The following is a 25779-nucleotide window of genomic DNA, read 5'->3' on the forward strand; positions in this document are numbered from 1 at the left end:
GGAACACCGGGGAGTCCCGTCCGGTTGGGACGGGACAGACGAGACATTCCAGGGGAGAGTGGGCGATGGCAGGATTGCGGACGGCACGGCGGATCCTGGTGGGCGGCGCGACCCTCGCCGCGGCCGGGTGGGCACTGCGCGAGGTGCCCGCCGAGCTGGGCGTGCGACCCTTGACGTCAGGGCCGGAGCGAGCGGCGCGGATCCGGCGCTCGCCGCAGTTCAGGGACGGCATGTTCGTGAACACGATGCCCGAGCAGACCACCCTCGTCAGCGGCCCGCCCGTCGGGCTGCTCGGCGAGCTGGCCAAGGACAAGGAGCAGCGCCGGCCCGCCGGCCTGGTCCCGATGCGCGTCCCGCCGTCCACCTCGCCACCCGCCGACGGAGTGCGCGCCATCTGGTACGGTCACGCCTCCACGCTCGTGGAGATCGAGGGCAAGAGGGTGCTGTTCGACCCGGTGTGGAGCAAGCGCCCCTCCCCCTCGCAGCTCGTCGGCCCCAAGCGGCACCACCCCGTGCCGGTCGCGCTGGGCGAGCTGCCCCAGGTGGACGCCATCGCCATCTCCCACGACCACTACGACCACCTCGACATGGCCACCGTGCGCTCCCTGACCCGCACCCAGAAGGCGCCGTTCCTGGTGCCGCTGGGCATCGGGGCGCACCTGGAGCGGTGGGGCGTGCCCGCCTACCGGATCATCGAGCTCGACTGGGACGAAGAGGCCGAGGCCGGCGGGCTGCGCTTCGTCGCCACCGCCGCCCGCCACTTCTCCGGCCGCACCCTCACCCGCAACGACACGCTGTGGGGCTCCTGGGTCGTCACGGGCAAGACCAGGCGCGTCTTCTACGCGGGCGACTCCGGCTACTTCGAGGGCTACCGCGGCATCGGCTCCGCCCACGGGCCGTTCGACCTGACGCTGATGCCGATCGGCGCCTACAGCCCGGCCTGGCCCGACATCCACATGACCCCGGAAGAGGCCGTCAACGCCCACCTCGACCTGGGCGGAAAGCTGCTCCTGCCGGTCCACTGGGCCACGTTCACGCTCGCCCTGCACCCGTGGGCCGAGCCGGTGGAGCGGCTGTGGCGGGAGGCCAAGGCCCGCGACGTCAAGATCGCCGTACCCCGCCCCGGCGAGGCCGTCGACGCCTCCGCCGCTCCGGCGGTCGAGGGCTGGTGGGAAATGCTGCACTGACGCACGCGGCGCGTACAGTCTTTGCCGTGAGCAACCTGGAGCTTGACCCTCGGGAAATCCACTGCGGCGCCGCCGCCAGTGCCGGTAACAATGCCGACGCCAGCGCTGGTGGCAGTGCCGCTGCCGACGTTGGTGCCGGCGCCAGTGACTCCGGCGCCGGTGCTCGTGCCAGTGTCGGCGTCGGCGTCGGCGTTGGCGTTGGCGCCAGCGTGGGCGACAGTGCCGGCAACAGCGCTGACGACAGCACCGTTGACAGGGCCGACGAGAGGACCGGCGACAGCAGCGACGGGGGCACCGGGGTCGACGGTGGCACCGGGGCGGACGATGGCACCGGCCGCGAAGTGCTGGAAGGGCGGGAGGTGCCGCTCGGCGGGCCGCGCGCGATGGCCGTCAGCAGGACACTGCCCGGCGTCCACCGGCGCATGATCGGCGCCTGGTGCTTCGTCGACGCCTACGGGCCGCAGCGGGCCACCATGCGGGTGCCGCCGCACCCGCACACCGGGCTGCAGACGGTGAGCTGGCTGGTCGCGGGCGAGGTGCTGCACCGCGACAGCCTCGGCACCCTCCAGGAGATCCGCCCCGGCCAGCTCAACCTCATGACCGCCGGCCGGGGCATCTCCCACTCCGAGGAGTCACCCGAGACGGTGCTGCACGGGGTACAGCTCTGGGTGGCGCTGCCGGAGGCGTCCCGGCACGTCGAGCCCGGCTTCGAGCACCACCCCACGCTGCCGGCGCTGTCCGGCCCCGGCTTCGAGGCCACCGTCGTCATGGGAACGCTCGGCGGTGTCACCTCACCCGCCACCGCCTACAGCCCCCTCGTCGGAGCCGAGATCGCGGTCGACGGGTCCTGCGAGGTGCCGGTGAACCCTGCGTTCGAGCACGGCCTGCTGCTGCTCGACGGCGAGGTCGCGGAGGTGGGGCACGGGCCGCTCATCTACCTGCCACCCGGCCGCTCCGGGGTGCGGCTGTCGGGACGCGGACGGGTGCTGCTGATCGGCGGGCAACCGTTCGGCGAGGAACTCGTCATGTGGTGGAACTTCGTCGGGCGCTCCCACGACGAGATCGCCGACTTCCGCAAGGAGTGGATGGAGGGCGAGGCCTTCGGCACCGTCGAGGGCTTCGACGGCGCGCCCCTCCCCGCGCCCATCCTCCCCGGCACCCGCCTCAAGCCACGCGGCCGGGTCCGCTAGCCGCGACGGGCATCCCGCCCCTGGCCGCGGCAGGCATCCGGACCCTGATCGCTGCCGTGTCCCGGGCCCTGGTCGCGGCCGGTGTTGCGGGGCTAGTTGCGGCGGGTGAAGGTGTAGATCATGTCGAGGTCGGGGGCGCCGGTCGGCACGTCGGCCATCGTTCGTACCGACGCGCCGTCGAAGTCGATCACTTGCACCTGCTGGTGGCCGCTGCCGCCGCCCCGGTTCACCCAGCAGACCAGGTGCTCCTCGTCGTACCAGGTGGCCATGCCGTAGCAGGGCGTCACGACGCGTATCACCTCGGCGCCGGTCGCCGACTCGTAGACGCAGCTGTTGCCGTTGCCGAGCCCCGGGCAGTCGGTGACGAACCGCTTGCCCGACGGCGAGAACATCATGTCGGCGATGCCCCCGCCCACGTTCGGCACGCTACGCACGCGCCGGCCGTCGGCGTCGAAGAAGCGCAGCGTCTGCTGCTGGGCGTCGAGCGCCAGGGCCACCACGCCCGCGTCGTTGTGGTCGAAGCCGTACCTGATGTCCTTGAGCGAGCCCTCACGCAGGGACGCGAGCGTGGCCTCGCGCTTGATCACGTCCACGATGGCGAAACCCGTGGACTGCCAGGTGTCGCCCGCCGGCTTGCCGACGTTGACGAGCACGCGGGTGCTGTCGCGCGACCACGCCTGTACGTACGCGCTGAGCGGCTCCTTCGAGGTACGGATCTCGAACCGCTGAGCCGTCACCTTGTCGGTGATCTCCACGCTGTCGTAGCCGTCCACGAAGGTCTTGCCGCGCTGGGCCAGGTAGCGGCCGTCCGGTGAGAGCATGCTCTCCCACATGTTCTTGAAGGGAGTGAAGGAGCCGGTGAGGGAGTCGCGCGTGTAGTACACCCAGTCGCCGGACTTGGCGTCCTTGAGGAGGTACGTGGTGAGCTTGATCGGGTCGGCGGGGCTCTCGTAGATGGTGGCGGTGGTGTCGGGAAGCCGGACGCTGGTCAGGCCCGCCGTGGGGATCGGGGACGAGCTCGGGCTCGGGCTCGGTGTCGCCGGGATGGACGTGAGCCGGGTCGGCTGCGCCAGGGGGCCGGCCGGCCGGTTGACGACGGTGACCACGACGACGGCGATGGCCGCCAGCAGCGCCACGGCCGCCACACTCGCGCCGATCGCCCAGTTCCTCCCGCTGCGGCGCGGCGCCGGCTGCGGGGACGGCCAGGTCGGCTGCCGCCCGAACTCCGGCCCACCGGGCGGCTGGTAGGGCGGTGGTTGGAAGGCGGGCGCGTGAAAGGCGGGCGGCCGCGTCTGCTGCCCAAAGCCGGGCGCGCCACCCGGCACCTGCGCATCCGGCGCGTTGCTCGGAGGGAGCGGCTCCGCGGAGGGCGACGCGAAAGCAGGCGCCGCCCCGGACGGCGGCGACCACAAGGCCGCCGGCTGAGGCTGCGGGCCTGAGCCCGGAAGCTGCGTCCCCGAGCCGGGAGCCTGCGGGCCAGGAAGCTGCGTCCCCGAGCCTGGCATGCTGCCCGCAGAGGGCGGGGGCGTGCTCGGGGGTTGCCACGGTGGCTGGCGGGGGCCGCTGGCCAGGGTCGATGCCTGGTTGATGGGGGCGGGGCCGGCCGCCGGTTGTTCCAGGAGGCGGACGAGCACCTGTTCGGCTGTCGGGCGGAGGGCGGGGTCCTTGGAGAGGCAGGCGGTGGCGATGTCGTGGAGGGGGGCGGGGAGGTGGGAGAGGTTCGGTGGGGCGTGCAGGACTCGTTGGATGATGTCCGGGACGGTTGCGGCGTCGAACGGGCCGCTTCCGGTAGCCGCGAACGCCATCGTGGCGGCCCACGCGAACAGGTCGGCCGCCGGCCCGGCCGGGTGGCCGAGGATTTGCTCGGGTGCCATGAACGCGGGTGTGCCCACCGGCATGGAGGTGATGGCCGAGGTCGCGTCCAGTGCTCTGGCGATGCCGAAGTCGATCACTCGGGGGCCTTCCGAGCCGAGGATGACGTTGGCGGGGCTGAAGTCGCGGTGCACGATGCCGGCCTGGTGGACGGCGGCGAGGGCGGTGGCGGTGCCGACGGCCAGGCGGTGCAGGGAGGCTCCGGTGCGGGGGCCCTGCTCGGCGACGGCCCGGGCGAGGGACGGGCCGTCCACGTACTCGCTGATGATGTAGGGCCGTTCCTCGTGCACGCCGGTGGCCAGGACCCGTGCGGTGCAGAAGGGTGCTACGCGCTGCGCGGCCGCCGCTTCCCTGGCGAAGCGTTCGGCCGCCACCGCGTCGCCGGCGAGGTGGGGGCGCAGCCATTTGATCGCCACCCGTTCGCCTTGGTCGTTCGCCCCCAGGTAGACGACGCCCTGCCCACCCTCGCCCAGGCGTGCGCGTACTTCGTGGCCTCCGAGAACGGCGGGATCTCCTGCTCTCAGCTCAGTCGGCATATGCGCAGTATGGGCGTTGTAAGTTGCAGCCCACTTTCACCTGCTGACCGGCGATGGCGCTCCAAGGTGAAGGGGTGCTCCCGGGGCGACGGGCGCCTCGCAGTGAAGGGTGCCGCGGACCGAAAGGTGCCTCGCCGTGAAGGGTGCTGCGGAGTGAAGGGTGCCTCGCCGTGATGGGTTGCTCCACGGCACAAGGTGCTTCTCCGCGAAGGGATGCTCCACGACCGAGGGTCAGGTGAGTCGCTGGGCCTTGCTCAGCAACCTCTGCGCCACCACCACGAGTGCCAGGAACGCGCCGCTGACCACCTGCTGGAAGGCGGAGGTGAGGCTGCCGACCTGGTTGATGATGCTCTGGATGACGCCCAGCAGCAGCACCCCGGCCACCGACCCGCTGATGCCGCCCGCGCCGCCGGTCAGGAGGGTGCCGCCGATGACGACGGCGGCGATGGCGTCGAGTTCGAGGCCGATGCCGAGGATGGTCACGCCGGAGGAGAGGCGGGCGGCGTTGAGCGCGCCGGCGAGGCCGGCGAGCAGGCCGGACATGACGTACACGTACACCTTGGTGCGGGCGACGGGCACGCCCATGAGGGCGGCGGCCTGCTCGTTGCCGCCGATGGCGTAGACGTTCTGGCCGAAGCCGGTGCGCTGGAGCAGCACCATGGCGGCCAGGGCGAGGGCGATGGTGACGTAGACGGGGTAGGACAGGCCGAGGAGCTCGTTCTGGCCGAGGGCGGCGAAGGTGCGGTCCTCGACGAGGTACGTGGTGGCGCCCTCGTCGGAGATGGCCAGCATGAGGCCGCGCACGCCGAGCAGCCCGGCGAGGGTGACGATGAACGGCGCCATCCCGGTGCGCGCGATCACCAGGCCCTGGAGCAGCCCCACGATCCCGCACACGGCCAGCGGCAGCAGCAGGGCGGCGAGCAGCCCGTGGCGGGAGCCGTAGGCGGCGAGCACGCCGCCGAGGACGAACAGCGAGCCGACGGACAGGTCGATGCCGCCGCTGATGATGACGAACGTCATGCCGATCGCGATGATCGCGAGGAAGGAGGAGGACACGACGACGCTGGCCGCGTTGGCCGGGGTGGCGAAGGAGTCGAAGGCCAGGCTGCCGACGATCACCAGCAGCCCGAGCACCATGACGGCGCCGTGCTGCTGGAGCAGGCGGCTGGTCTGCTCGCGGTTCATCTCGTGCCCCGCTTCCTGGTGGCGTAGACGGCGGCCAGGATGATGACCGCCTGGACCATCTGGGTCCACGACTGCGGCAGGTTGTGCTTGATCAGCGTGGCCGCGAGGAGCTGCATGAGCAGCGCGCCCATGACGGTGCTGAGCACCCGGATGCGGCCGCCGGTCAGGGGGGTGCCGCCGACGACGACGGCGGTGATCGCCGACAGCTCGATGAACAGGCCGAGCGAGGTGGGGTCGCTGGCCTGGAGGCGGGCGGTGGCGAGCACGCCGGCCAGGGCGGCGAGCAGGCCGGAGATCACGTACACGGTGAGCAGCACCCGCTTGACGGGCAGGCCGGACAGCTCGCTGGCGGAGCGGTTGCCGCCGATGGCGACGACCTGCCGGCCGAACGTGGTGCGCCGCACCACGAACAGGACGATGACGGTCAGGGCCGCCGCGATGAGCACGATGACCGGGATCCCGGCGACGGAGCTGCTGCCGAGGGCGATGAGGCCGGGGTTGCGGAACTCGACGAGCTGCGGCACGAGCACGTTGGCCAGGCCGCGCACGCCGACGAGCAGCGCGAGGGTCGCGACGATGGGCTGCACGCCGACGTAGGCGACCAGGGCCCCGCCCGCGGCTCCGACGACGGCACCGCCGATGACGGCGACGATGAGGGCGGGCAGCCAGCCGTATCCGAGGTAGAGCACGGTGAGGGCGGCGGCCAGCGCCATCACGGAGCCGACGGACAGGTCGATGCCCTGGGTGCCGATCACGAGCGCCATGCCCAGCGAGACGATCACGATGGGGGTGACCTGGACGAGCTGGGTGCGGAAGTTGGAGGCGTCCAGGAAGTGGGGGGTGAACAGCACGTTGAACAGCAGGAGCGCCAGGACGGCGGCGTACACGCCGTAGTCCTGCACCCAGGCGTAGACCTGCGGCTTGCGCACGGCGACCCGGCCGCCCTGCCTGGATGTCAGCTCAGCCATCGGCCTGCTCCGCGATCGTGGCCATGATCCTCTCCTCGGTCACCTCGTCGCCCGACAGCTCGCCCACGACCGCGCCCTCGCGCAGCACGAGGATGCGGTCGGCGCCCTCGACCAGTTCCTCCAGGTCGGAGGAGATCAGCAGCACGCCCAGCCCTTCTTCGGCCAGCTCGTCGATGAGCGCCTGCACCTCGGCCTTGGCGCCGACGTCGATGCCGCGGGTGGGCTCGTCCAGCAGCAGCACCTTGGGCCGCACGGCCAGCCAGCGGGCCAGCAGGACCTTCTGCTGGTTGCCGCCGGACAGCTCGGAGACGAGCTGGTGGGGTGAGGCGGCCTTGATCCTCAGCCGCCGCATGAAGATCTCGACCACCCGGTCGATCTTCGCCTCGGACACGACGCCCGCCCTGCCGAGGGCGGGCAGCGCGGCCAAGGCGATGTTCTCGCGCACGGACAGGGTGGGGATGATGCCCTCCGCCTTGCGGTCCTCGGGCAGGAGGCTGACGCCGGCCCTGATCGCGGCGGCGGTCGAGCCGGCCCGCAGGGGCGCGCCGGCCACGAGCACCTGCCCGCCGTCCAGCGGCAGCGCGCCGACGATGGCCTTGGCCGTCTCGGTACGCCCGGCGCCGAGCAGGCCGCCGAGCCCGACGACCTCGCCCGGCCGGACGCTGACGTCCACGCCGTCGAGGACGTGCCGCCGGGTCAGGCCGCGCGCCTCGACGACCGGGGCCTGCCCGTTGCCGTGCGGCTCGCCCGCGTGGTCGCGGGAGAAGCTGGTCAGGCCGTCGGAGCGGACCTCGTTCAGGTCGCGGCCGAGCATGAGCGAGATGAGTTTGAGCCGGTCCAGCTCGGCCAGCGGCCCGGTGTGGGCGAGGCGGCCGTCGCGCAGCACGGTCACCCGGTCGCACACCTGGTAGAGCTCGTCGAGGCGGTGGCTGACGTACATGACGGCGATGCCGCGCTCGCGCAGCTTCCTGATCACCCCGAACAGTGTCTCGACCTCGCGCGGCTCCAGCGACGAGGTGGGCTCGTCCATGATGACCACGCGGGCGTCGACGGACACGGCCCGTGCGAGGGCGACCATCTGCTGCGCGCCCACGCCGAGGGTGCGCAGCGGGCGGCGGACGTCGGTCTCGACGCCGTAGCCGGCCAGCACGCGCTCGGCCTCGCCGTACATGGCGGCGGCGTCGATCACGCCGAACCTGCCGCGCGGCTCGCGGCCGAGCAGCAGGTTGCGGGCCACCGACATCATGGGGACGAGGTTGACCTCCTGGTAGATCGTCTGGATGCCGGCACGCTGGGCCTCCATGGGGGTGGCGAAGGCGGCGGGGCCGCCCTGGTAGCGCAGCTCGCCGCCGTCCGGCCGGTAGACGCCGGTGAAGACCTTGATCAGGGTGGACTTGCCCGCGCCGTTCTCGCCGACCAGTGCGTGCACCTCGCCCGGGCGCAGGGCGAGGGACACGTCGTCGAGGGCGAGCACGCCGGGGAAGCGTTTGCTGATCCCCTTGGCCTCGAGTACGGCTTCCAACTCAGTACGCCTCACCGAGGGAGTCCTTGGCGTTCTCGCCGGTGTAGTCCCGGTCGGAGATGATCACCTTGTCGGGGATGGCCGCGCCGTCGAGGAACTTCTGAGCGGTCTCGAAGGCGAGGGGGCCGAAGCGCGGGTTCGACTCGATGACCGCGTACAGCCAGCCGTCGGCGATGCCCTGGACGGCGCTGCGGGTGCCGTCCACCGACACGATCTTGATGGTGCCGGGCTCCTTGCCGGCGCCCTTGAGCGCGGTGACCGCGCCCAGCGCCATCTCGTCGTTCTCGGCGTAGATGCCGTTGATGTCGGGGTTGGACTGGATGAGCTGCTCGGTGACCTGCTGCCCCTTCTCGCGGGCGAACTCGCCGGTCTGCTCGAAGGAGATCGTGATGCCGGGCGCCTTCTCCTTGACGCGGTCCTTGAAGCCGTTCGTCCGCTCGGTGGTGACGTTGTTGCCGGGCGCGCCGAGCAAAATAGCGACCTTGCCCTTGCCGCCGAGCGCCTCGATCATCCGGTCGGCGGCGCGCTTGCCCTGCTCGTAGAAGTCGGAGCCGATGAACGTCAGGTAGTCGCTGCACGCCTTGGCGTTGATCTTGCGGTCGACGGTGATGATGGGGATCTTCTTCGCGGCGGCCTGCTGGAGCACCGGCTCCCAGCCGTCGGAATTGAGCGGCGCGATGACGAGGAGCTGCACGCCCTGGGCGATGAGCTGCTGCACGTCGGTGATCTGCTTGGAGAACTGCGACTGGGCGTTGGTGACCTTGAGGTTGGTGATGCCCAGCTTGGCGGCCTCGTCCTTGATGGACTTGGTCTCGGCGATGCGGAACGGGTTGGCCTCCTTCTCCGACTGGGAGAAGCCGACCACGGCCGTCTTGAGGTCGAACTTCGTGCCGCCGAACTGCTGCAGCGTGCAGGTCGGGCCGGCGGAGCCGCTCGGGCTCTGGACGACCTGCTGCCCGGCGGTGCCGGTGGCGGCGGGCGCGGCCTGCGGCTCCTCCGCCTTGGCGCAGGCCGCCGCGGTGAGGAGGACGGCCAGGGCCAGGGCGGCCGTCCGGAGGTGGGGGGTCATCGCGGGTCCTTCCTATCAGGTGCCGTGCCCGGGGCACGAGGGCCCCGGGCACGGCGGTGGATCAGCTGCAGGTGGGGTCGATCGCGCTCGTGAGCGCCTTGTGGGCGTCGTGGACGCGCTTGACGTCGGGCTTGGTGATCGCCCTGTCGTAGGTCATGAGGCCGTTGATCTCGGTCTCGACGTCGGTCGTCTGGGTGTAGATCGCGGCGCTGAGCTGCTCGCACGCGTGCAGCTTCTCCAGCTCCTTGACCATGCCCACGTAACGGGTGGTCAGGGACTCGGGGTCGGGCTCGACCGCGTAGCCCCAGCCGCCGCCGGACCAGGTATGGCCGACGATGGGCAGGGCCAGGCCGCCGTACTCGCCGATCACGTTGGCCCGGCTGCCGGACGGTTTGCCGGGGTTGCCGGGGCCCGGGTAGATGTGGAAGTCCTTGACGTCGCCGTTGCCGCCGTCCACGGCGCCGCAGCAGTTGACGCCGCTCATGTTGTTGACCAGGCGCGAGGGGTCCCAGCTCTTGACCAGGTTGGCGATGCGCGCCTGGTCGTACTGGCCCCAGCCCTCGTTGAACGGCACCCACATGATGACCGAGGGGCTGCTGCGGTGCTGGTCCACCATCTCCTTCAGCTCGGCCTCGAACTGCGGCCGGTCCGTGGTCTTGAACGCGGCCGGCATGTCCTGCCAGACCAGCAGGCCCAGCTTGTCGGCGTGGTAGTACCAGCGGTCGGACTCCACCTTGGTGTGCTTGCGCACCGCGTTGAAGCCGAGCGCCTTGGTCTGCTCCAGGTCGTAGCGCAGGGCCTCGTCGGTCGGCGGGGTGTAGATGCCGTCGGGCCAGAAGCCCTGGTCGAGCGGGCCGATCTGGAAGACGGGCCGCCCGTTGAGCAGCATCCGCCAGCCGGAGACGGAGATGGAGCGCATCCCGAAGTACGACTCCACCTTGTCGTTCTTGAGCCGGACCTCCAGGTCGTACAGGTGCGGGTCGTCGGGCGACCACAGCTTCGGGTTCGGGACGGGCAGGCGCAGCTCCTTGCCGGTCTCGCCGCGCACGGTGCCGACGATCCGGCCGCCGTCCCTGGCGGTCACGGTGGCGGTGCCGGGCGAGCCGTGCACGGTCACGTACAGGGCCTGGCCGCGCAGGTCGGGCTCGGTGTCCACGCGCTCGACGTGGTCCTTGGCGACCGGCTCGATCCAGACGGTCTGCCAGATGCCGGACGCCGAGGTGTACCAGATGCCGCTCGGGCTGAGCCGCTGCTTGCCGATGGCCTGGGCGCCGTCGTCGGTCGGGTCGAACACGCCGACCACCAGCTCCTGCCGGCCGGTGCCCTTGAGCGCGTCGGTGACGTCGGCGCTGATCCGGTCGTAGCCGCCCTTGTGGGTGGCGACCTGCTTGCCGTTGACGTAGACGGTGGCGTCCCAGTCGACGGCGTCGAGGTGCAGCATCAGGCGCTCGCCGCGCCAGCCGCGCGGCACCTCGAACGTCCTGCGGTACCACATGCGCTCCTCGTGCCGCCCGATCCCGGACAGCTGCGACTCCACCGGGTACGGCACCACGATCTTCTCGGCCAGGTCCTTGCCGATCGGCGCGGCCTCACCCTCCTTGGCCGGCGCGAACTGCCAGATGCCGTTGAGGCTGCGCCAGCGCTCGCGGGCGAGCTGCGGCCTCGGGTACTCGGGCAGCGGGTTGTTCCTGTCGACCTGGTCGGCCCACTTCGTCTTGAGCACGTACGTGGAGGCGTTGACGACGTGCGCGAACGGGTAGGCGGGCAGCGGGGTGCCGTCGGCGTAGGTGATGCCGCCGTTGCCGTCGTAGGAGGTGCGCACGGTGCTGCCCGCCTTCGCGGGGACCTGGGCGCCCAGCTTGAGCTCGACGGTCTCGGGGCCCTTCTGCGTCGCGGAGGTGACCGGCCAGGCGGCGGCGCCGACGGTGACGGCGAGCTTGCGCGCGGCATCGGCGGGCAGCGCGGCGAGCGGCTTGGCGTAGGTCAGGGTGACCAGGTCGCCGGTGGTGTTGAGCCGGGCGTCGTACGGGCCGTCCGGCTGGAAGTCGGCGGGCACGGTCAGCGCCTCCATGGGCACGACGGCCTTGGGCTGGCTGGGGCTCTGCCAGCGCAGCCGCAGGTTGGCGCCGCCGTAGTGCTCAAAGTACTCGACCTTGATGTCGTACTTCTTGTTCGCCTCAAGGGCGATGGGGGTGCCGACCTGCTCCTTGTCCCAGTCGTCCAGCCAGTGGTCGATGACCGGCTGCCCGTTCACCCAGAGGCGGAAGCCGTTGTCGCCGATCATGGAGAAGGTGTAGGTCTCGGAGTACTTGGGGGTGATCTGTCCCGTCCATCGGACGGTGACGTCGTCCTCCCGGCCGGTCAGCAGCTTGAACGTGGGGTTCAGGTCGGCCAGGTCCAGGTTCGGGTCGATGATGCTCGCCTTGAGCTCGGCGAAGTCGAACGTGCCCGCCGCCGAGGCGAGGTAGTAGTCGCCGCGCAGCCCGTTCCGCTCGGGAAGGGCTGCCGAGGCGGGGGCCGGCATCTGCCATAACACGGACATCAGTACGGCCAGCAGCAACGCGAGGCGCTTACGCACGGGGGGTCCTTTCGCAACGCAGCCGATCAGGTTCGGACAGCTTTTGACCCTGACACGCTCCAAAGTAAGCACCAGCGGACGCAGCCGGTCAAGATTTCCGATCAGATTCGTTCTCGTTCGGTCAGAGGTGAACGCCCCGGTCGCGATCGACTATGATCGGGCCGTGAGCGACACGCAGAGTGACGGACGCAGGCCCGTGTTCGCCGCCGAGCGCCGGCAGCGCATCCTGGAGCTGGTGCGTGCCAACGGCGCCGTGTCGCTGCGCGAGCTGGCCCAGGCGGTGCACTCCTCCGAGGTGACCGTCCGCCGCGACCTGCGCGCGCTGGAGTCGGAGGGCCTGCTCAACCGCCACCACGGCGGCGCCACCCTGCCCGGCGAGCTGTCGCGCGAGGCCGGCTACGCGCACAAGGTGTCGCTGGAGGCGGCCGAGAAGGGCGCCATCGCCGACCTGGCCGGGGCGCTCGTCGAGGACGGCGACGCCATCGTGATCGGCCCCGGCACCACCACGCAGGAGTTCGCCCGCCGCCTGACCAGGCACGCCGAGCTGGCCGTGGTCACCAATTCGCTGCTGGTCGCCCAGGTGCTGGCCGGCTCGCCGCGCATCGAGGTGATGCTCACCGGCGGCACGCTGCGCGGCCCGATCCTGGCGCTGGTGGGCAGCGCGGCCGAGCAGTCGCTGGCCGGGCTGCGGGTGCGCCGGGCGTTCATCTCCGGCAACGGGCTGACCGCCGAGCGCGGCCTGTCCACCCCCAACATGCAGGTGGCCGGCGTCGACCGGGCGCTGGCGGCGGCGGCGGAGGAGGTCGTGGTGCTGGCCGACCACACCAAGGTCGGCGTCGACACGATGGTGCAGACCGTGCCGCCCGACCGCATCGACCACCTGGTCACCGACGACGCCGCGCCCCGCGACGTGCTCGACGACCTGAGCGCGCGGGGCGTTCGCCTGCACGTCGCCCAGTTCTGATCGAATGTGACAGTGCCGTTACTGGATTGTTTCCTTTCTCGACCACGATCGAGGCGGAGGCAACCGTGCTACAGGTCGCTGGCGTTCTCAAGGCGTTCCAGGGTGTCACCGCCCTCGACCACGTCACCATGTCCGTGCGCACCGGCGAGGTGCACGCCCTGGTCGGAGGCAACGGCGCGGGCAAGTCCACGCTCGTGAAGGTGCTGTCGGGCGTGCACCAGCCCGACGCGGGCGAGCTGCGCCTGCTGGGCGAGCCCGTCAGGTTCGCCGGGCCCGCCGACGCCCGGCGGGCCGGGATCGCCACCATCCACCAGGAGACGAACCTGGTGCCGACGATGAGCGTGGCCCGCAACCTGCTGCTGGGCAGGGAGCCGCGCAACCGCCTCGGGCTGATCGACGCCGGGGCCGTGCACGCCCGCGCCGAGGAGATGCTGGCCGCGTACGGGCTGGAGGTGGACGTGCGCCGCCCGCTCGGGTCGCTCGGCGAGGGCGCCTGCCAGATCGTGGCGCTGGCCCGGGCCGCCTCCGCCGACGCCCGCCTGGTCATCATGGACGAGCCCACCACCGCGCTCGACCACGCCGAGCTGCACACCCTGTTCGCGGCCGTGGCCCGGCTGCGCGAGCAGGGCCGCTCGGTCATCTACGTCACCCACCGCATGGAGGAGCTGTACGGGATCTGCGACCGCGTCACCGTGCTGCGCGAGGGCCGCGTCGTGCACACCGGCCCGCTGGCCGGGCTCGACCGGCTGCGGCTGGTCTCGCTCATGCTCGGCCGGCCCTTCCACCACCCGGCCGGGGCCGCGCCGCAGGCGGGCGAGCCCGACGTGCCCGCCGACGCGCCCGTCCTGGAGGCCAAGGGGCTGACCCGCCACCACATGCTGGACGGGGTGTCGCTGGAGATGCGGGCCGGCGAGGTCGTCGGCCTCGGCGGCCTGCTCGGCGCCGGCCGCAGCGAGACCGCGCGCGCCATCGCCGGCGCGCTGCCGGTGGACGCCGGCCAGGTCACCGTGGCGGGCGCGCGGGCACGCAAGTGGTCGGTCAGGAGCGCCGTACGCGCCGGGATCGGCCTCGTGCCGGAGAACAGGAGGACCGAGGGCATCGTGCCGACCCTGTCGGTACGCGACAACATCGCCCTAGCCGCGCTGCCCCGCCTGTCCCGGGCCGGCATCGTGTCCGACACGCAGGTCGACAGCATCGTGGCCACGTTCATGCGGCGGCTCGGCATCAAGGCCGTCTCGCCCCGCCAGCCGGCCGGCGAGCTGTCGGGCGGCAACCAGCAGAAGGTGCTGCTGGCCCGCTGGCTGGCCATGCACCCCAAGGTGCTGCTGCTCGACGAGCCCACCAGGGGCGTGGACGTGGCGACCAAGCTGGAGATGCAGGCGCTGCTCGACGAGCTGGCCGTGGACGGCCTGGCCATCCTGCTCATCTCCTCCGACGTGGCCGAGCTGGTGGAGAACTGCGACAGCGTGGTCGTGCTGCGCGACGGCGCCATCACCGAGCAGCTCACCGGCCCCGAGGTCACCGAGGACCGCCTGCTGGCCGCCCTCGCCAAGGACTAGCGCGCCCCCGTACGGGCAGGTCGTAGTAAGGGGGAACGGGGGCAGCCTGCATGATCGACTACGTGCTCCCCCTGCGCTGGGAGGACGACTCCGGCCTCGGGGAGCTGACCGCCTACCTGCGCGGGGTGAGCCGGCACGCGCGGGTGATCGTCGTGGACGGCTCACCCCAGGAGCTGTTCGAGCGGCACGCCGCCGCCTGGCGCGGCCTGGCCGCGCACGTCAGACCGGCCGCCGACCTGCGCTTCGCCAACGGCAAGGTGAACGGCGTGCTGACCGGCCTGCGGCTGGCCCGGGCCGAGCACGTCGTCATCGCCGACGACGACGTCCGCCACGACGAGCACACCCTGGCCAGGATCGACGCCCTCCTCGACGACGCCGAGCTGGTCCGCCCGCAGAACCACTTCGACCCGGCCCCCTGGCACGCCCTCTGGGACACCGCGAGGACCCTGCTCAACCGCGGCCTCGGCGCCGACTACCCCGGCACGTTCGGCGTGCGCCGCTCGTTCTTCCACCACATGGGCGGCTACGACGGGGACGTGCTGTTCGAGAACCTCGAGCTGGTCCGCACCGTGCGCGCGCACGGCGGGCGGGAGCTGTGGCCGCTCGACCTGTACGTGCCGCGCCGGCCGCCCGACGCCCGGCGCTTCTGGAGCCAGCGCGTCCGGCAGGCGTACGACGACCTGGCGCAGCCCTGGCGGATGGCGCTGTTCCTGCCCGTGCTGCCCGCGCTGGCCGCCTGCGCGGTGCGGCGCCGCTGCGCTCCCGTGGCCGCCGGCGCCGGCGCGGCCGTGGCGCTGGCCGAGCTGGGGCGGCGGCGGGCGGGCGGCCGGCACGTCTTCCCCGCCACGGCGCCGCTGTTCGCGCCCGTCTGGGTCCTGGAGCGGGCCACCTGCAGCTGGCTCGCCCTGGGGGCGGCGCTGTGCGGCGGCGTCCCGTACGCGGGGCGCCGGCTCCGCCGCGCGGCCCACTCCGCCCGCTCACTGCGCCGGGCGGCCGGCTCCGCGCGGCCGTCGCTCTTCGCCCGCGCCCTGCGCGGCGCAGTCGGCTCCGCGCGGCCATCAGTCTTCGTCCGGTCGCTGCGCGGCGCAGCGCGCTCCGTGCGGTCGTCGCTCCGGGTGGCTCAGTCGGGGCGGCGGTCCGGCTCGCTGGAGGCGCGGAAGCCCGTCGCCTTGTGCGAGCCGTCGCAGAACGGCTTCGTCGACGAGCGCCCGCAGCGGCACAGCGCGACGGTCGCCCGGCCCGCGGGGATCACCTCCCCGTCCTGAGTCACCAGCTCGAACGGCCCCCGCACCAGCAGCGGCCCGTCCTCGCACGGCGTCACCGTCACCCTGACATCCCCCTGATGCGACATGCCTGTCCTCCTTCCCCGCGCGAACCCCGCTTCACCTGCGGGATTGGCGCGCGGACCGGCCGGGTAACAGAACCGGTGCCCCCCCGCCGTCACTCGCGAGGAGCCGCCGTGCGCCGATCGTCCCGCCCGTCCCGCTCAGGCGCAGGAGGCCGGTGATGGCCGCCGCGTTCGACCCGTCAGCGTACGGGCGGAGCATCTCCGACATCTACGACGCCACGGTGGAGCACCTGCCCACCGACGCCACCGTGGAGCAGCTCCAGCTGCTGGCCGGCGACGGGCCCGTGCTGGAGTTCGGCATCGGCACGGGCCGGCTGGCGCTGCCCCTGGCCGAGCGCGGGCTGGAGGTGGCCGGCATCGACGGCTCGCCCGACATGGTGGAGGTGCTGCGGGCCAAGCCCGGCGGCGAGCACCTGCGGGTGGCCGTGGGCGACTTCGCCACCACGCGGGTCGAGGGCAGGTTCAGCCTGGTCGCGCTCACCACGAACACGATCTTCGCGCTGCCCTCGCAGGACGCCCAGGTCGCCTGCTTCCGCAACGCCGCCGCGCACCTGCGGCCGGGCGGCCGGTTCGTGGTGGAGGCGTGGGTGCCGGACCTGGCGGCCTTCCACCGGGGCGCGTTCCTGCGGCTGCTGTCGCTCGGCGAGGACGTGGTGGTGGCGGAGGCGGCCAGGATCTCGCCCGCCGAGCAGCACATGGCGACCACGAAGATCCGGCTGACCGGCGAGGGGGTGCGGCTGCTGCCGGCCAACCACCGCTACGCCTGGCCGGCCGAGCTGGACCTGATGGCCCGGCTGGCGGGCATGGAGCGCGAGCACCGGTGGGCCGACTGGCACCGCGCGCCGTTCGGGGACGACAGCCGCACCCACGTCACCGTCTACCGCCTCCCGGCGGAATGACGGCCCGCCTCGTCATCGCGGGACGCGGGCGACCGCCGGCCGGCCTCGGGCTGGTCGCGGGCCGGCTCGGCGTGCCTGCCGTCCAGCGGCCCACCCAGCGGCCCGTCCAGCGGCCCGTCCAGCGGCCCGGCCAGCCGCCCGGACAGCGAGGTGATCCCTCGTTCCCAGCGGGCCAGGACGTGGCCCGCCCACCGCCGTTCCAGCTCCAGCGCGCAGGCGGCCCCGTACAGGACGTCCCCGGCGGCGGACGGGTGCGCGGCGGCGAAGGCGCCGCACAGGTCGTGCGCGGCGATCTGCTCGTGCACGGCGTCGGCCTGCACGTGCTCGTCGTAGAAGCGGACGGCGTCGGCGTCGCCGCCGAGCCGGCGCAGCGCGTCGCCGTAGCGGCGGTTCGGCAGGGACGAGGTCATCTCCAGCGCGGCCAGGTGCCCGACCAGGGCGCCGCGCAGCCGCCGGTGCAGGCCGAACAGCGACATGACGTTGGAGATGGCGAGCGTGACGCCCGGGACGCGGTCCAGGTAGGCGCCGTAGGAGTCGTCCAGGCCCAGGCCGCGCAGGGTGGCGCGGAACAGCTCGGAGTGCATGCGCTCGCGGCGGCCGCCGCCGTACTCGTCGGACTGGATCTCCACCAGCGCCGCCTTCGGCCCGCCCGCCAGCCGGGGGATCGCCCACGTGTGCGGGTCGGCCTCCTTCAGATGGTAGATCGAGCGGTGGATGACGAACTCCTCGAACTGGCGGCGGTCGGCATGGCGCGCCAGGTAGCCGGACAGCGACGGGCCGTCGTCGGCGGCGACCAGCTCGTTGAGCGCGCGCCGCACCCCGTGCGGCCCGTCCAGGGGCGGGCGCGGCACGGCGCGGGCGAGCGCCTGCTCGAAGCGGGCCTCCAGCAGCGCCCGCGCCGCCAGCAGCGACGGCTCCCACTCCCACTGGTCGTCCACGTCGTCGAAGCCCTGGTAGTGCAGCTCGTAGCAGGCGAACAGGGCGAGCTGGAAGTCGTCATCCCCCAGCACCCCGTCCCCCGGCAGGGCGTCGCGTAGTGCCGTCCCCAGGTCGTGCTCCGCGGGCGGGCGGGTCAGGTGGGGGAAGAGCGTCGCGGTGATGGGCCCGCGCGGCGCAGGAAGTCTCATCGCGGGCTCCTGCCCGCCGCCTTCTCCCCCGCGCGGCAGTGTCCTTGACCGGCAGCAGCCGTTCTCACGAGTGCCCCCCTTCTCGCTCCCTGCGAGTGCCCTCGGGCGGGCGGCGCAAACCCGCAGGTCAATAGACCGAGATGTGCGGGTGGTCGTAGTGGTTGGCGGTGGTGCCGCCCCGGTCGGACATGGTGCGCCAGGCGCCGGTCCTGACGTGCCAGATCCGCTGCCGGTAGATGACGTACATGATGCCGAGCCGCCGGGCGTTCTTGATCGCCCAGGCGGCGATCTCGTCGCCGCGCCGCTGCTCGGCGGGCGAGGGGAACGAGCCGCCCCGGCTGAGCATGAAGTCGCAGGCCCGCCCGAGCGGGTGCTCCCCGCCGTCCTGGATGGCGCGGTAGCAGCCGATCCCGTACGGCACCTCGAACCGCTCCTGGATGAGCTTCTTGACCAAGGCCATCCGGGGCGTGATGTTGTCGGCCCCCTGGGGGAGCTGCGGGACCCAGGTGCCGTCGGGCCGCCGGATGCCGGGCGCGGTGTAGAGCAGGTCGATCCTGTCCTTGATCTTCTCGATCTGCTTCTCGGCCTTCTTCTTGCGCTCCTCCAGGTCGCCGAGCGTGCGCTCCAGCTCCTCGGCGCGCGCGGCGGCCTCCTGCTCGGCCTGCTTGCGCGCGTCCCTGACCTGGGCGTAGCCGCGCAGCATGGCCTCCTCCTCGTCGATCACCTGCTGGGTGAGGGCCATGCGGCTGAGCAGCGTGGAGGGGTCCTGGCCGCCGCCGAGCAGCGCCATCGGGCCGGGGTCGCCGCCCATGTAGCGGGCGACGGCCATGGCGCGCAGCTCGGTGGAGTGGCGGTCGTAGACGTCCTGGGCGGCGGCCAGCTTCTCTCGGGCGGCCTTCTCGGCCCGCTCGGCCTTCTGGTGGGCGACGCGGCTGTTGTAGTAGTCGGTGATGAGCTGGTCGGAGCCCTTCTGCAGGCTCGCCAGCTCCTTCTTGAGCTGCTTGACACCGGGCTTGGGCTCGGCCACGGCGGGAGCTGCGGCGAGCACGATCACCGCGACGATCACGGCGGCGGGGGACGCAACCGCCACGCTTCTCCTTAGCCCGAGCCGCAGGGCAGGTTCCGGTCATGGGGAAATCAGGTCCGGGGGATGCCCTCTATTCGACGCACGATAGTAGAGGATCATCCGTCCTCGTGCGCAACTTCCGGCTTTTCCGCTTCGCGGCGTCTGCGTACCCGGCGGGCCACGATCTGCCGGCCGGCCAGCGCCGATCCGGGCACCAGCACGAGGCCCAGGAGGCTGGAGCCGAGGCCCAGGCCGACGTCGGCGTCCACCAGCTTGTCGCCGTCGCCGCCGAGCAGCGGCAGGCCGAGCGACACGCTGACCGAGACCGAGATCAGCGGCTCCTTCACCTTGGTGGGGGCCGGGTCGGGCGCGCGGGTCGTCGGGGCCTGCGTGGTGGCGGGCGGGTCGTCGTCCTTGGGCGGCGGGTTCTCGCTGGAGGGGTCGTCGCGGGGCGGGCTCTCGGGGCGCGGGGTGGCGGGCGGGCGGGTGGCCGGGCGGGTGGTCGGCGCCGGCGCTCCCGTGCTGGTCGGCCGCTCGGTGGGGGTCCTGGTCGGCGCACGGGTGGGGTCGCCGGTAGGCCGCTCCGCGCTCGGTGAAGGCTGGGGGGCCGGCGGCTCCCCGTACGTGATCGGCGGCGTCACCACGATCGGCTCCTCCGGCGTGGGGACCGGCGGCGTCGTCGGCGTCTCAGGGGTCGGCGAGCCGGGCACCATCGTGGGCGGCCCGCTGGACGGCAGGCCGAGGGGCGGCGGGCCCGACGTGGCGGGCGGCAGCGCCGTGCCGCTCTCCGGCTCCGGCCCGCCGCCCAGGATCACGAACGCCGACGCCACCGCCGCCGCGGTCGCCAGCACGAGCCCGCCGGTCACGGCCAGCTTGCTCGCGGGCGAGAGCACGTTGTGGAACAGGGTCGTGGCGGTGCCGGCGTCGGTGACCGCCTGCGGCCTGGGCAGCAACGCGGCCAGCGGCAGCGTGAGGATGCCGAGGCCGGTGCGCCCGCGCAGCTCCCAGTCCTCCCCGTACGCGGCGCGGGCGGCCTCCTCCATCTCGGCGAGGAACGCCTGCGCCGACTCCGGCCGGTCGGCGGGGTCCTTGGCCAGGCCGTGCTCGACCAGCGGGCGCAGCGGCTCCTCGACGTCGTCCAGCGGGGGCGGCACGTGCTGGTGCTGGTAGGCCAGGGCGGCGACGTTCTCGGCGTGGAAGGCGCGGTGGCCGGTCAGGCACTCGTAGAAGACGAGGGCGGCGGCGTACACGTCGGTCTGCGGCCCGGCGGGGGCGTCGTCCCACTGCTCGGGCGCCATGTAGGAGGGGGTGCCGGACAGCTCGGCGGTCTCGCCGACGTGGGCGGCCACGCCGAAGTCGACGAGCTTGCTGTCGCCGTCCTGGGTGATCAGGACGTTCTCGGGCTTGAAGTCGCGGTGCACGACGCCGTGCCGGTGCGCCTCGGCCAGGCCGAGCAGCGCCCCCTTCAGCACGGTGAGCGCGGCCTCGGGGCCGGTGGCGCCCTCGTGCTCCAGCAGCCGCCGCAGCGTGACGCCCTCCACCAGCTCCATGATGATGGCGGCGTCGTCGCCGGTCTCGGCGTAGTCGAGCACGCGGGCGGTGTGCGGGCTGTCGATCTCTTTGATGACCAGGGCTTCGGAGCGGAAGCGGGTCAGGAAGGCGGTGTCGTGGCGTAAGGCCTCGGATAAGTGCTTGACGGCGACGGCCAGGCCGTCGGATTCGCGGACGGCGAGCATCACCCGGCCGGTCCCGCCGTGGCCGAGTTCCCGGATCTCCGTGTAGCCGGGAACCTCCATGCTGGGACCTCCTGACCGGATATAGATCCTGATGTCGGGACGCTATCCCGGCGTCACCGCTCGTGTCGAGTCCCTTCGTGCGAGTAACCGGAACCGTGCCGCAATCGGCATGTCTACTATGCGGGCTAGGAGAAAAGCTCAGGCGGCGAGGCGGCCGGACAGGAGGGCGCGCACGTTGCGGGCGGCCTCGCGGCCGGCCCGGTTGGCGCCGATCGTGCTGGCCGAGGGGCCGTAGCCGACGAGCTGGAGGCGGGGCTCCTTCACCACCTGGGTGCCGTCCACGCGGATGCCGCCGCCCGGCTCGCGCAGGCGCAGCGGGGCGAGGTGGTCGAGGGCGGCGCGGAAGCCGGTGGCCCAGATGATCACGTCGGCGGGCACGCGGGTGCCGTCGTCCCACGCCACGCCGTCGCCGGTGACGCGGCCGAACATCGGCAGCCGGTGCAGCGCGCCTTTCTCCATCGCCTCCCTGACGACGGTGCTGTAGGTCAGGCCGGTCACGCTGACGACGCTCTGCGGCGGCAGGCCCGCCCGGACGCGCGACTCGACCATGGCCACGGCCGCGCGCCTGGCCTCCGTCCCGAAGTCGTCGTCGCGGAAGACGGGCGGCCGGCGGGTGACCCACACCGTGGCGGCGGTCACCCCGGCCAGCTCCGACAGCACGTGCATCGCCGACGCCCCGCCGCCGACCACGACGACGCGGCGCCCCGCGAACTCCCGCGGCCCCCGGTAGGCGGCGTAGTGGAGCTGCCGGCCCTGGAAGCCGGCGGCTCCCGGGTAGTACGGCCAGTACGGGCGCGTCCACGTGCCGGTCGCGTTGACCACGGCCCTGGCCTGCCACTCCCCCGCGTCCGTCTCGACCGCCAGCCGCCCCCGCGCGCCCTCCCGCACGGCCGTGACCCGCACCGGGCGCACCACCCGCAGGCCGGTCGCGCTCTCGTAGGAGGCGTAGTACGCGGGCACCACCTCGGCGGCCGGGCGACCGGGCTCGCCGCCCGCCTCCTGCCGCCCCAGGCCGGGCAGGTCGAAGACGCCGTGCACCTTCTCCATGGTCAGCGTGGGCGAGCGGTGCCGCCAGGCCCCGCCCGGGCCGTGGCCGGCGTCCAGGACGACCGGCTCGACGCCGTACCTGCGCAGGAAGTACGCGCTCGACAGGCCCGCCTGCCCGGCGCCGATCACCACGGCCTCGCTCAGCTCCACGTCAGGCTGCAACCGTGATCGGCCGCCGCCTCTTCCCTGGAGTTCAGCCGCGATCGGGCACCGGCGCGGTCGAGCCGCGCACGACCAGCTCGGTGGCCAGCTCCACGTGGTGGGAGTCGACCTTCTCCCCGGCCGCCAGCCGCAGCGCCGTGCGCAGGGCGACCCCGCCCATCTCCCGCAGCGGCTGCCGGACGGTCGTCAGCGGCGGCGAGGTGAGCTGCGCGATCTGGGTGTCGTCGAACCCCACGATGCTCAGGTCCTCGGGGATGCGCAGCCCGCGCGCCCGCGCCGCCTCCATGACCCCCACGGCCACCTCGTCGCAGCCGGCGAAGATCGCCGTCGGGGCGTGCGGCAGGTCGAGCACCGCCGCCCCGCTCGCCATGCCGTCGTGGTAGCGGAAGTGCCCGGACCGGACGTACCCGGGCAGCACCGGCGCCCCCTCCGCCTCCATCGCCGCCCGGTAGCCGTGCAGCCGCGCCTGGTTGCAGGCCGCGGCGGGGGGCCCGCCGATGTAGGCGATACGGCGATGCCCGAGCGAGAGCAGGTGCTGGGTGGCGGACAGGCCGCCGGCGAAGTTGGTGGAGCCGATGCTGGTGACGCGGGTGCGCGGCAGGTTGAGCGGGTCGATGAGCACGAGCGGCAGCCGCGCCCTGGCCAGCGCGGCGGGCTGCCCGGAGGTGAGCTCGCCGGTGACGGCGATCAGCGCCCGCCGCCCGGCGGCCACGAGCTGGCGGGCCCAGGCGGTGGTGCGGGCGGTGCCGCTCCTGATGCTGACGACGATCCCGATGCCGGCCTCCGCGCCCGCCGCCACCGCGCCCTGGATGATCTCGGTCGAGTACGCGTTGAGGTCGGCGTCGAACTGCAGCTCCACCGTGGCCAGCCCCGGCGGCTCGCGGCGCGGCGCGGGAGCGACGTAGTCGTGCTGCTGCAGCAGCGACTGCACGAGCGAACGGGTCGCGGGCGAGACGTCGCTGCGGCCGTTGAGCACCTTGGAGACGGTCGCGACCGACACTCCGGCGGAGGCCGCGACCGTGGCCAGCGTGGCGCGTCTAGGACTGGATGGCATCCGCACCCCCTCGCCCCCGCACCTCTGCGGGAGTGACGAGCCGCCGGTCGTGGCCGACGTGCCTGGCCGGGCCGGTCAATCGTACGACGCCGCGGCACGGCAGGTCCGCCGCCGACGTGCCGGCCAGCACCTCGACGTCGCCGGGCTCGACGACGCGGCGCAGGTCGCGGCCGGTGAAGGCGGTGCGGTCGGCGTGCACGAGGAAGGCCACCTCGGCGCTCTCGCCCGGCTCCAGCCGGACCCGCGCGTAACCGGTGAGCTGCCGCACAGGCCTGGTGACCTGGGCCAGGAGGTCGTGCAGGTAGAGCTGGACGACCTCTTCCCCGGCCCGGCCGCCGGTGTTGCGGACGGTGACCGTCGCGGTGAACTCGCCGTCGGTGGGCACCTCCTCGTCGCTCAGCCGCAGGCCGGTGACCTCGAAGGTGGTGTAGGAGGCGCCGTAGCCGAAAGGGAACAGCGGCGTCGGGTCGAGGTTGCTGATGCCGTGGCTGTCGGTGCCCAGCGGCGGCTGCAGGTACGTGCCCGGCTGCCCGCCCGGGTGGCGCGGGATCTGCACCGGCAGCCGGCCGACCGGCTGGACCCGGCCGGACAGCACGCCGGCGATGGCCGCGCCGCCCTCCTCGCCGGGCATGAACGCCTGGACCAGCGCGGCGGCGTGCTCGTGGATCTCGCCCAGCGCGTACGGGCGGCCCGAGACGACGACCACGACCAGCGGCGTGCCGGTGGCGGCCAGCTCGGCCAGCAGGTCGGCCTGCACGCCGGGCAGCCGCAGGTCCTCGGCGTCGCAGCCCTCGCCCGACGTGCCGTGCCCGAACAGGCCGGCCAGGTCGCCCACGACGGCCACGCACACGTCGGCGTCGCGGGCGGCGGCCACGGCGTCGGCGAAGCCCGAGCGGTCGTCGCCGCGCACGTCGCAGCCCTTGGCGTAGCGGATCTCCGCTCCGGGCAGCTCGGCGGTGAGCGCGTCGAGCACGGTGGGCGCCTCGATGCCCAGGCCGAGGCCGGGGTGGCGGGGCAGCACGTGGTTGGGGAAGGCGTAGCAGCCCATGAACGTGCGGGGGTCGTGCGCGGCGGGCCCGACCAGCGCCACCCGGCGCGGTGCCGTGCCGCCGTGCTCCTCGAGGAGGGGCAGCGCGGTGCCCGCGTCGAGGAGGATGATCGACCGTTCGGCCAGCTCCCTGGCCAGGGCCCGGTTGGCGGGCGAGTCGATGTCCACGGACCCGGCGCCGGCGACGGAGCCCTCCGGCGTCCAGCCGGGGTCGAGCAGCCCGAGCTGGGCCTTCTGGGTGAGCAGGCGGCGCACCGCCCGGTCGACGACGGCTTCCGGCAGCTCGCCGCGCCGCACCCGCTCGGCCAGGTGCTGCCCGAAGCCGAGCGTGTCGGGCAGCTCGACGTCGATGCCCGCGCCGAGCGCGAGCACGCCGGCCTCCTCGTGATCGGCGGCGACCAGGTGCATGCTGGCCAGGAACGGCACGGCCCAGTAGTCGGAGACGACGGTGCCGGTGAACCCCCATTCCTCGCGCAGCACCTCGGTCAGCAGCCACGGGTCGGCCCCGGCGGGGACGCCGTCCACGTCGGCGTAGGAGTTCATCACCGAGCGGGCGCCGCCCAGCGCGATGGCGGTCTCGAACGGCGGCAGGATCATGTCCATCAGCTCGCGCCGGCCCATCGGCACGGGCCCGTGGTTGCGGGCGGCGCGCGAGGCGGAGTAGCCGGCGAAGTGCTTGAGGGTGGCGATGACGCCGGCGCTCTCCAGGCCGCGCACGTAGGCGGCGCCGAGCGTGGCGACGACGTACGGGTCCTCGCCCATGGTCTCCTCGACCCGCCCCCACCGGTAGTCGCGCACCACGTCGAGGACGGGCGACAGCCCCTGGTGCACGCCCACGGCCCGCATGTCGCGGCCGATCGCGGCGGCCATCCGCTCGACGAGCCCGGGGTCGAACGTGGCGGCCCAGGCGATGGCCGCCGGGTAGACGGTGGCCCCGTAGGCGGTGAAGCCGGTCAGGCACTCCTCGTGCACGATGGCGGGGATGCCGAGCCTGGACGCCGCGACGACGGCGTGCTGCTGGCGGACCACCTCGGCCGCGCCTTGCGCCGGGGTGACCGGGGCGCTGCCGTGCACGCGGGTCAGGTGGCCGAGCCCGTGGCGGACCGCCTCCTCCAGCGGCACGGTGCCGGAGGCGGCGAACACGTCCTGCATCGGCGCCACGTTCAGCGGTTCGGCGCCGGGCTCGGGCTCCGGCTCGTCACCGGAGCTCATGTCGTTGCCCAGCCACCGGCTGCCGAGCTGGCCGATCTTCTCCTCAAGGGTCATCTCCGCAAGGAGGGCTTCGACTCGGTCGGCCACGGCGAGCGCCGGGTCCTGCCACGGGCGCACTGCCCGCTCCGCCGTCGGGGTCCGATCAAGAGCCGTCATGTGGTGCGCTCCTTAAAGAGGTGCTGTGCTGCCGCAAGTTTTCGAAATGTTTCGACACCGATGGGCAACCTCCGCGCAAGCCTTCCGCTCTGGCACGGAGCAGGTGAAGACTGGCGGAAAGTTACCTTACACGTGGGCTCCAGGAAATCCACCCGTTTCCTGATCGACAAGGTCTTGACACCCTTATTGCCGAAACCTAGATTGGCGAACCCCGCGGTCATGTCGAAAATGTTT

At 72.9% G+C, this 25779-nt stretch carries 18 protein-coding genes and 1 pseudogene; 6 read left to right on the top strand and 13 right to left on the bottom strand.

Going from position 1 to position 25779, the window contains the following annotated elements; genetic code table 11:
• The first annotated feature begins 65 nt into the window (after positions 1 to 65).
• Entirely contained in the window at positions 66 to 1187 is a 1122-nt protein-coding gene (locus tag HCN51_RS35550; RefSeq protein ID WP_168015783.1) for an MBL fold metallo-hydrolase, read from the top strand.
• A gap of 209 nt (positions 1188 to 1396) precedes the next feature.
• Positions 1397 to 2377 (top strand): pirin family protein, encoded by a 981-nt coding sequence (locus tag HCN51_RS35555; RefSeq protein ID WP_346433905.1) that lies wholly within the window; start codon positions 1397 to 1399, stop codon positions 2375 to 2377.
• Positions 2378 to 2469: 92 nt separating this feature from the next.
• Here HCN51_RS35555 and HCN51_RS35560 read toward each other — a convergent pair whose 3' ends face one another.
• The 6 genes from HCN51_RS35560 to HCN51_RS35585 form a co-directional block, all read right to left on the bottom strand.
• Positions 2470 to 4785 (bottom strand): serine/threonine-protein kinase, encoded by a 2316-nt coding sequence (locus tag HCN51_RS35560; protein WP_168015785.1) that lies wholly within the window; start codon positions 4783 to 4785, stop codon positions 2470 to 2472.
• A gap of 231 nt (positions 4786 to 5016) precedes the next feature.
• Complete coding sequence (locus tag HCN51_RS35565) at positions 5017 to 5970, bottom strand: ABC transporter permease (protein ID WP_080040411.1); 954 nt, start codon at positions 5968 to 5970, stop codon at positions 5017 to 5019.
• On the bottom strand, positions 5967 to 6938 hold the full coding sequence (locus tag HCN51_RS35570) for an ABC transporter permease (RefSeq protein ID WP_080040412.1): 972 nt from the start codon (positions 6936 to 6938) through the stop codon (positions 5967 to 5969). The genes HCN51_RS35565 and HCN51_RS35570 overlap by 4 nt, the downstream gene beginning before the upstream one ends.
• Entirely contained in the window at positions 6931 to 8460 is a 1530-nt protein-coding gene (locus HCN51_RS35575; RefSeq protein ID WP_168015787.1) for a sugar ABC transporter ATP-binding protein, read from the bottom strand. The genes HCN51_RS35570 and HCN51_RS35575 overlap by 8 nt, the downstream gene beginning before the upstream one ends.
• A 1-nt stretch (position 8461) precedes the next feature.
• Positions 8462 to 9529 carry an ABC transporter substrate-binding protein gene (locus tag HCN51_RS35580; protein ID WP_080040414.1) on the bottom strand — a complete coding sequence of 356 codons (1068 nt, stop codon included), beginning with the start codon at positions 9527 to 9529 and terminating at the stop codon, positions 8462 to 8464.
• A gap of 61 nt (positions 9530 to 9590) precedes the next feature.
• Complete coding sequence (locus HCN51_RS35585) at positions 9591 to 12107, bottom strand: PA14 domain-containing protein (RefSeq protein ID WP_206068268.1); 2517 nt, start codon at positions 12105 to 12107, stop codon at positions 9591 to 9593.
• Positions 12108 to 12270: 163 nt separating this feature from the next.
• On the opposite strand from HCN51_RS35585, the gene HCN51_RS35590 reads away from it, so the two are divergent.
• From HCN51_RS35590 to HCN51_RS62535, 3 genes are all read left to right on the top strand, one after another.
• Positions 12271 to 13071 (top strand): DeoR/GlpR family DNA-binding transcription regulator, encoded by an 801-nt coding sequence (locus HCN51_RS35590; RefSeq protein ID WP_222108205.1) that lies wholly within the window; start codon positions 12271 to 12273, stop codon positions 13069 to 13071.
• A 65-nt stretch (positions 13072 to 13136) separates the two neighbouring features.
• Positions 13137 to 14630 carry a sugar ABC transporter ATP-binding protein gene (locus tag HCN51_RS35595; protein WP_346433906.1) on the top strand — a complete coding sequence of 498 codons (1494 nt, stop codon included), beginning with the start codon at positions 13137 to 13139 and terminating at the stop codon, positions 14628 to 14630.
• A gap of 50 nt (positions 14631 to 14680) precedes the next feature.
• Complete coding sequence (locus HCN51_RS62535) at positions 14681 to 15895, top strand: glycosyltransferase family 2 protein (protein WP_206068269.1); 1215 nt, start codon at positions 14681 to 14683, stop codon at positions 15893 to 15895.
• On the opposite strand, the pseudogene HCN51_RS62540 reads toward HCN51_RS62535, so the two are convergent.
• Positions 15859 to 15981: pseudogene (locus tag HCN51_RS62540) on the bottom strand (hypothetical protein); the annotation flags it as partial. The gene HCN51_RS62535 and the pseudogene HCN51_RS62540 sit on opposite strands and share 37 nt — an antisense overlap.
• A 155-nt stretch (positions 15982 to 16136) precedes the next feature.
• On the opposite strand from HCN51_RS62540, the gene HCN51_RS35610 reads away from it, so the two are divergent.
• Positions 16137 to 16877 carry a class I SAM-dependent DNA methyltransferase gene (locus HCN51_RS35610; RefSeq protein WP_168015789.1) on the top strand — a complete coding sequence of 247 codons (741 nt, stop codon included), beginning with the start codon at positions 16137 to 16139 and terminating at the stop codon, positions 16875 to 16877.
• On the opposite strand, the gene HCN51_RS35615 is transcribed toward HCN51_RS35610, so the two are convergent.
• From HCN51_RS35615 to HCN51_RS35640, 6 genes are all read right to left on the bottom strand, one after another.
• Positions 16856 to 18004, bottom strand: a complete 1149-nt coding sequence (locus HCN51_RS35615; protein WP_206068270.1) for an iron-containing redox enzyme family protein — start codon at positions 18002 to 18004, stop codon at positions 16856 to 16858. The genes HCN51_RS35610 and HCN51_RS35615 overlap by 22 nt on opposite strands.
• 127 nt (positions 18005 to 18131) lie before the next feature.
• Positions 18132 to 19094, bottom strand: a complete 963-nt coding sequence (locus tag HCN51_RS35620; protein WP_346433907.1) for a coiled-coil domain-containing protein — start codon at positions 19092 to 19094, stop codon at positions 18132 to 18134.
• A 92-nt stretch (positions 19095 to 19186) separates the two neighbouring features.
• Positions 19187 to 20866: a serine/threonine-protein kinase gene (locus HCN51_RS35625; RefSeq protein WP_168015791.1), complete on the bottom strand. Its 1680-nt coding sequence runs from the start codon at positions 20864 to 20866 to the stop codon at positions 19187 to 19189.
• Positions 20867 to 21004: 138 nt separating this feature from the next.
• A complete protein-coding gene (locus tag HCN51_RS35630) occupies positions 21005 to 22063 on the bottom strand; it encodes an NAD(P)-binding domain-containing protein (RefSeq protein ID WP_168015793.1) in 1059 nt (352 codons plus the stop codon).
• 43 nt (positions 22064 to 22106) lie between these two features.
• Positions 22107 to 23129: a LacI family DNA-binding transcriptional regulator gene (locus HCN51_RS35635; RefSeq protein WP_080040421.1), complete on the bottom strand. Its 1023-nt coding sequence runs from the start codon at positions 23127 to 23129 to the stop codon at positions 22107 to 22109.
• Positions 23113 to 25545 (bottom strand): beta-xylosidase/alpha-l-arabinosidase, encoded by a 2433-nt coding sequence (locus tag HCN51_RS35640; RefSeq protein WP_168015795.1) that lies wholly within the window; start codon positions 25543 to 25545, stop codon positions 23113 to 23115. Before HCN51_RS35640 ends, HCN51_RS35635 begins: the two co-directional genes overlap by 17 nt.
• Positions 25546 to 25779: the final 234 nt, after the last annotated feature.

The sequence above is a fragment of the Nonomuraea composti genome (assembly GCF_012034275.1).
GTDB lineage: Bacteria > Actinomycetota > Actinomycetes > Streptosporangiales > Streptosporangiaceae > Nonomuraea > Nonomuraea composti.

Bases quoted from the DNA above. Each gene is read 5' to 3' on its own strand.
- HCN51_RS35640 (WP_168015795.1), bottom strand. From the start codon at position 25,545: ATGACGGCTCTTGATCGGACCCCGACGGCGGAGCGGGCAGTGCGCCCG.
- HCN51_RS62535 (WP_206068269.1), top strand. From the start codon at position 14,681: ATGATCGACTACGTGCTCCCCCTGCGCTGGGAGGACGACTCCGGCCTC.
- HCN51_RS35615 (WP_206068270.1), bottom strand. From the start codon at position 18,004: ATGAGACTTCCTGCGCCGCGCGGGCCCATCACCGCGACGCTCTTCCCC.
- HCN51_RS35560 (WP_168015785.1), bottom strand. From the start codon at position 4,785: ATGCCGACTGAGCTGAGAGCAGGAGATCCCGCCGTTCTCGGAGGCCAC.
- HCN51_RS35550 (WP_168015783.1), top strand. From the start codon at position 66: ATGGCAGGATTGCGGACGGCACGGCGGATCCTGGTGGGCGGCGCGACC.
- HCN51_RS35610 (WP_168015789.1), top strand. From the start codon at position 16,137: ATGGCCGCCGCGTTCGACCCGTCAGCGTACGGGCGGAGCATCTCCGAC.
- HCN51_RS35635 (WP_080040421.1), bottom strand. From the start codon at position 23,129: ATGCCATCCAGTCCTAGACGCGCCACGCTGGCCACGGTCGCGGCCTCC.
- HCN51_RS35565 (WP_080040411.1), bottom strand. From the start codon at position 5,970: ATGAACCGCGAGCAGACCAGCCGCCTGCTCCAGCAGCACGGCGCCGTC.
- HCN51_RS35570 (WP_080040412.1), bottom strand. From the start codon at position 6,938: ATGGCTGAGCTGACATCCAGGCAGGGCGGCCGGGTCGCCGTGCGCAAG.
- HCN51_RS35580 (WP_080040414.1), bottom strand. From the start codon at position 9,529: ATGACCCCCCACCTCCGGACGGCCGCCCTGGCCCTGGCCGTCCTCCTC.
- HCN51_RS35625 (WP_168015791.1), bottom strand. From the start codon at position 20,866: ATGGAGGTTCCCGGCTACACGGAGATCCGGGAACTCGGCCACGGCGGG.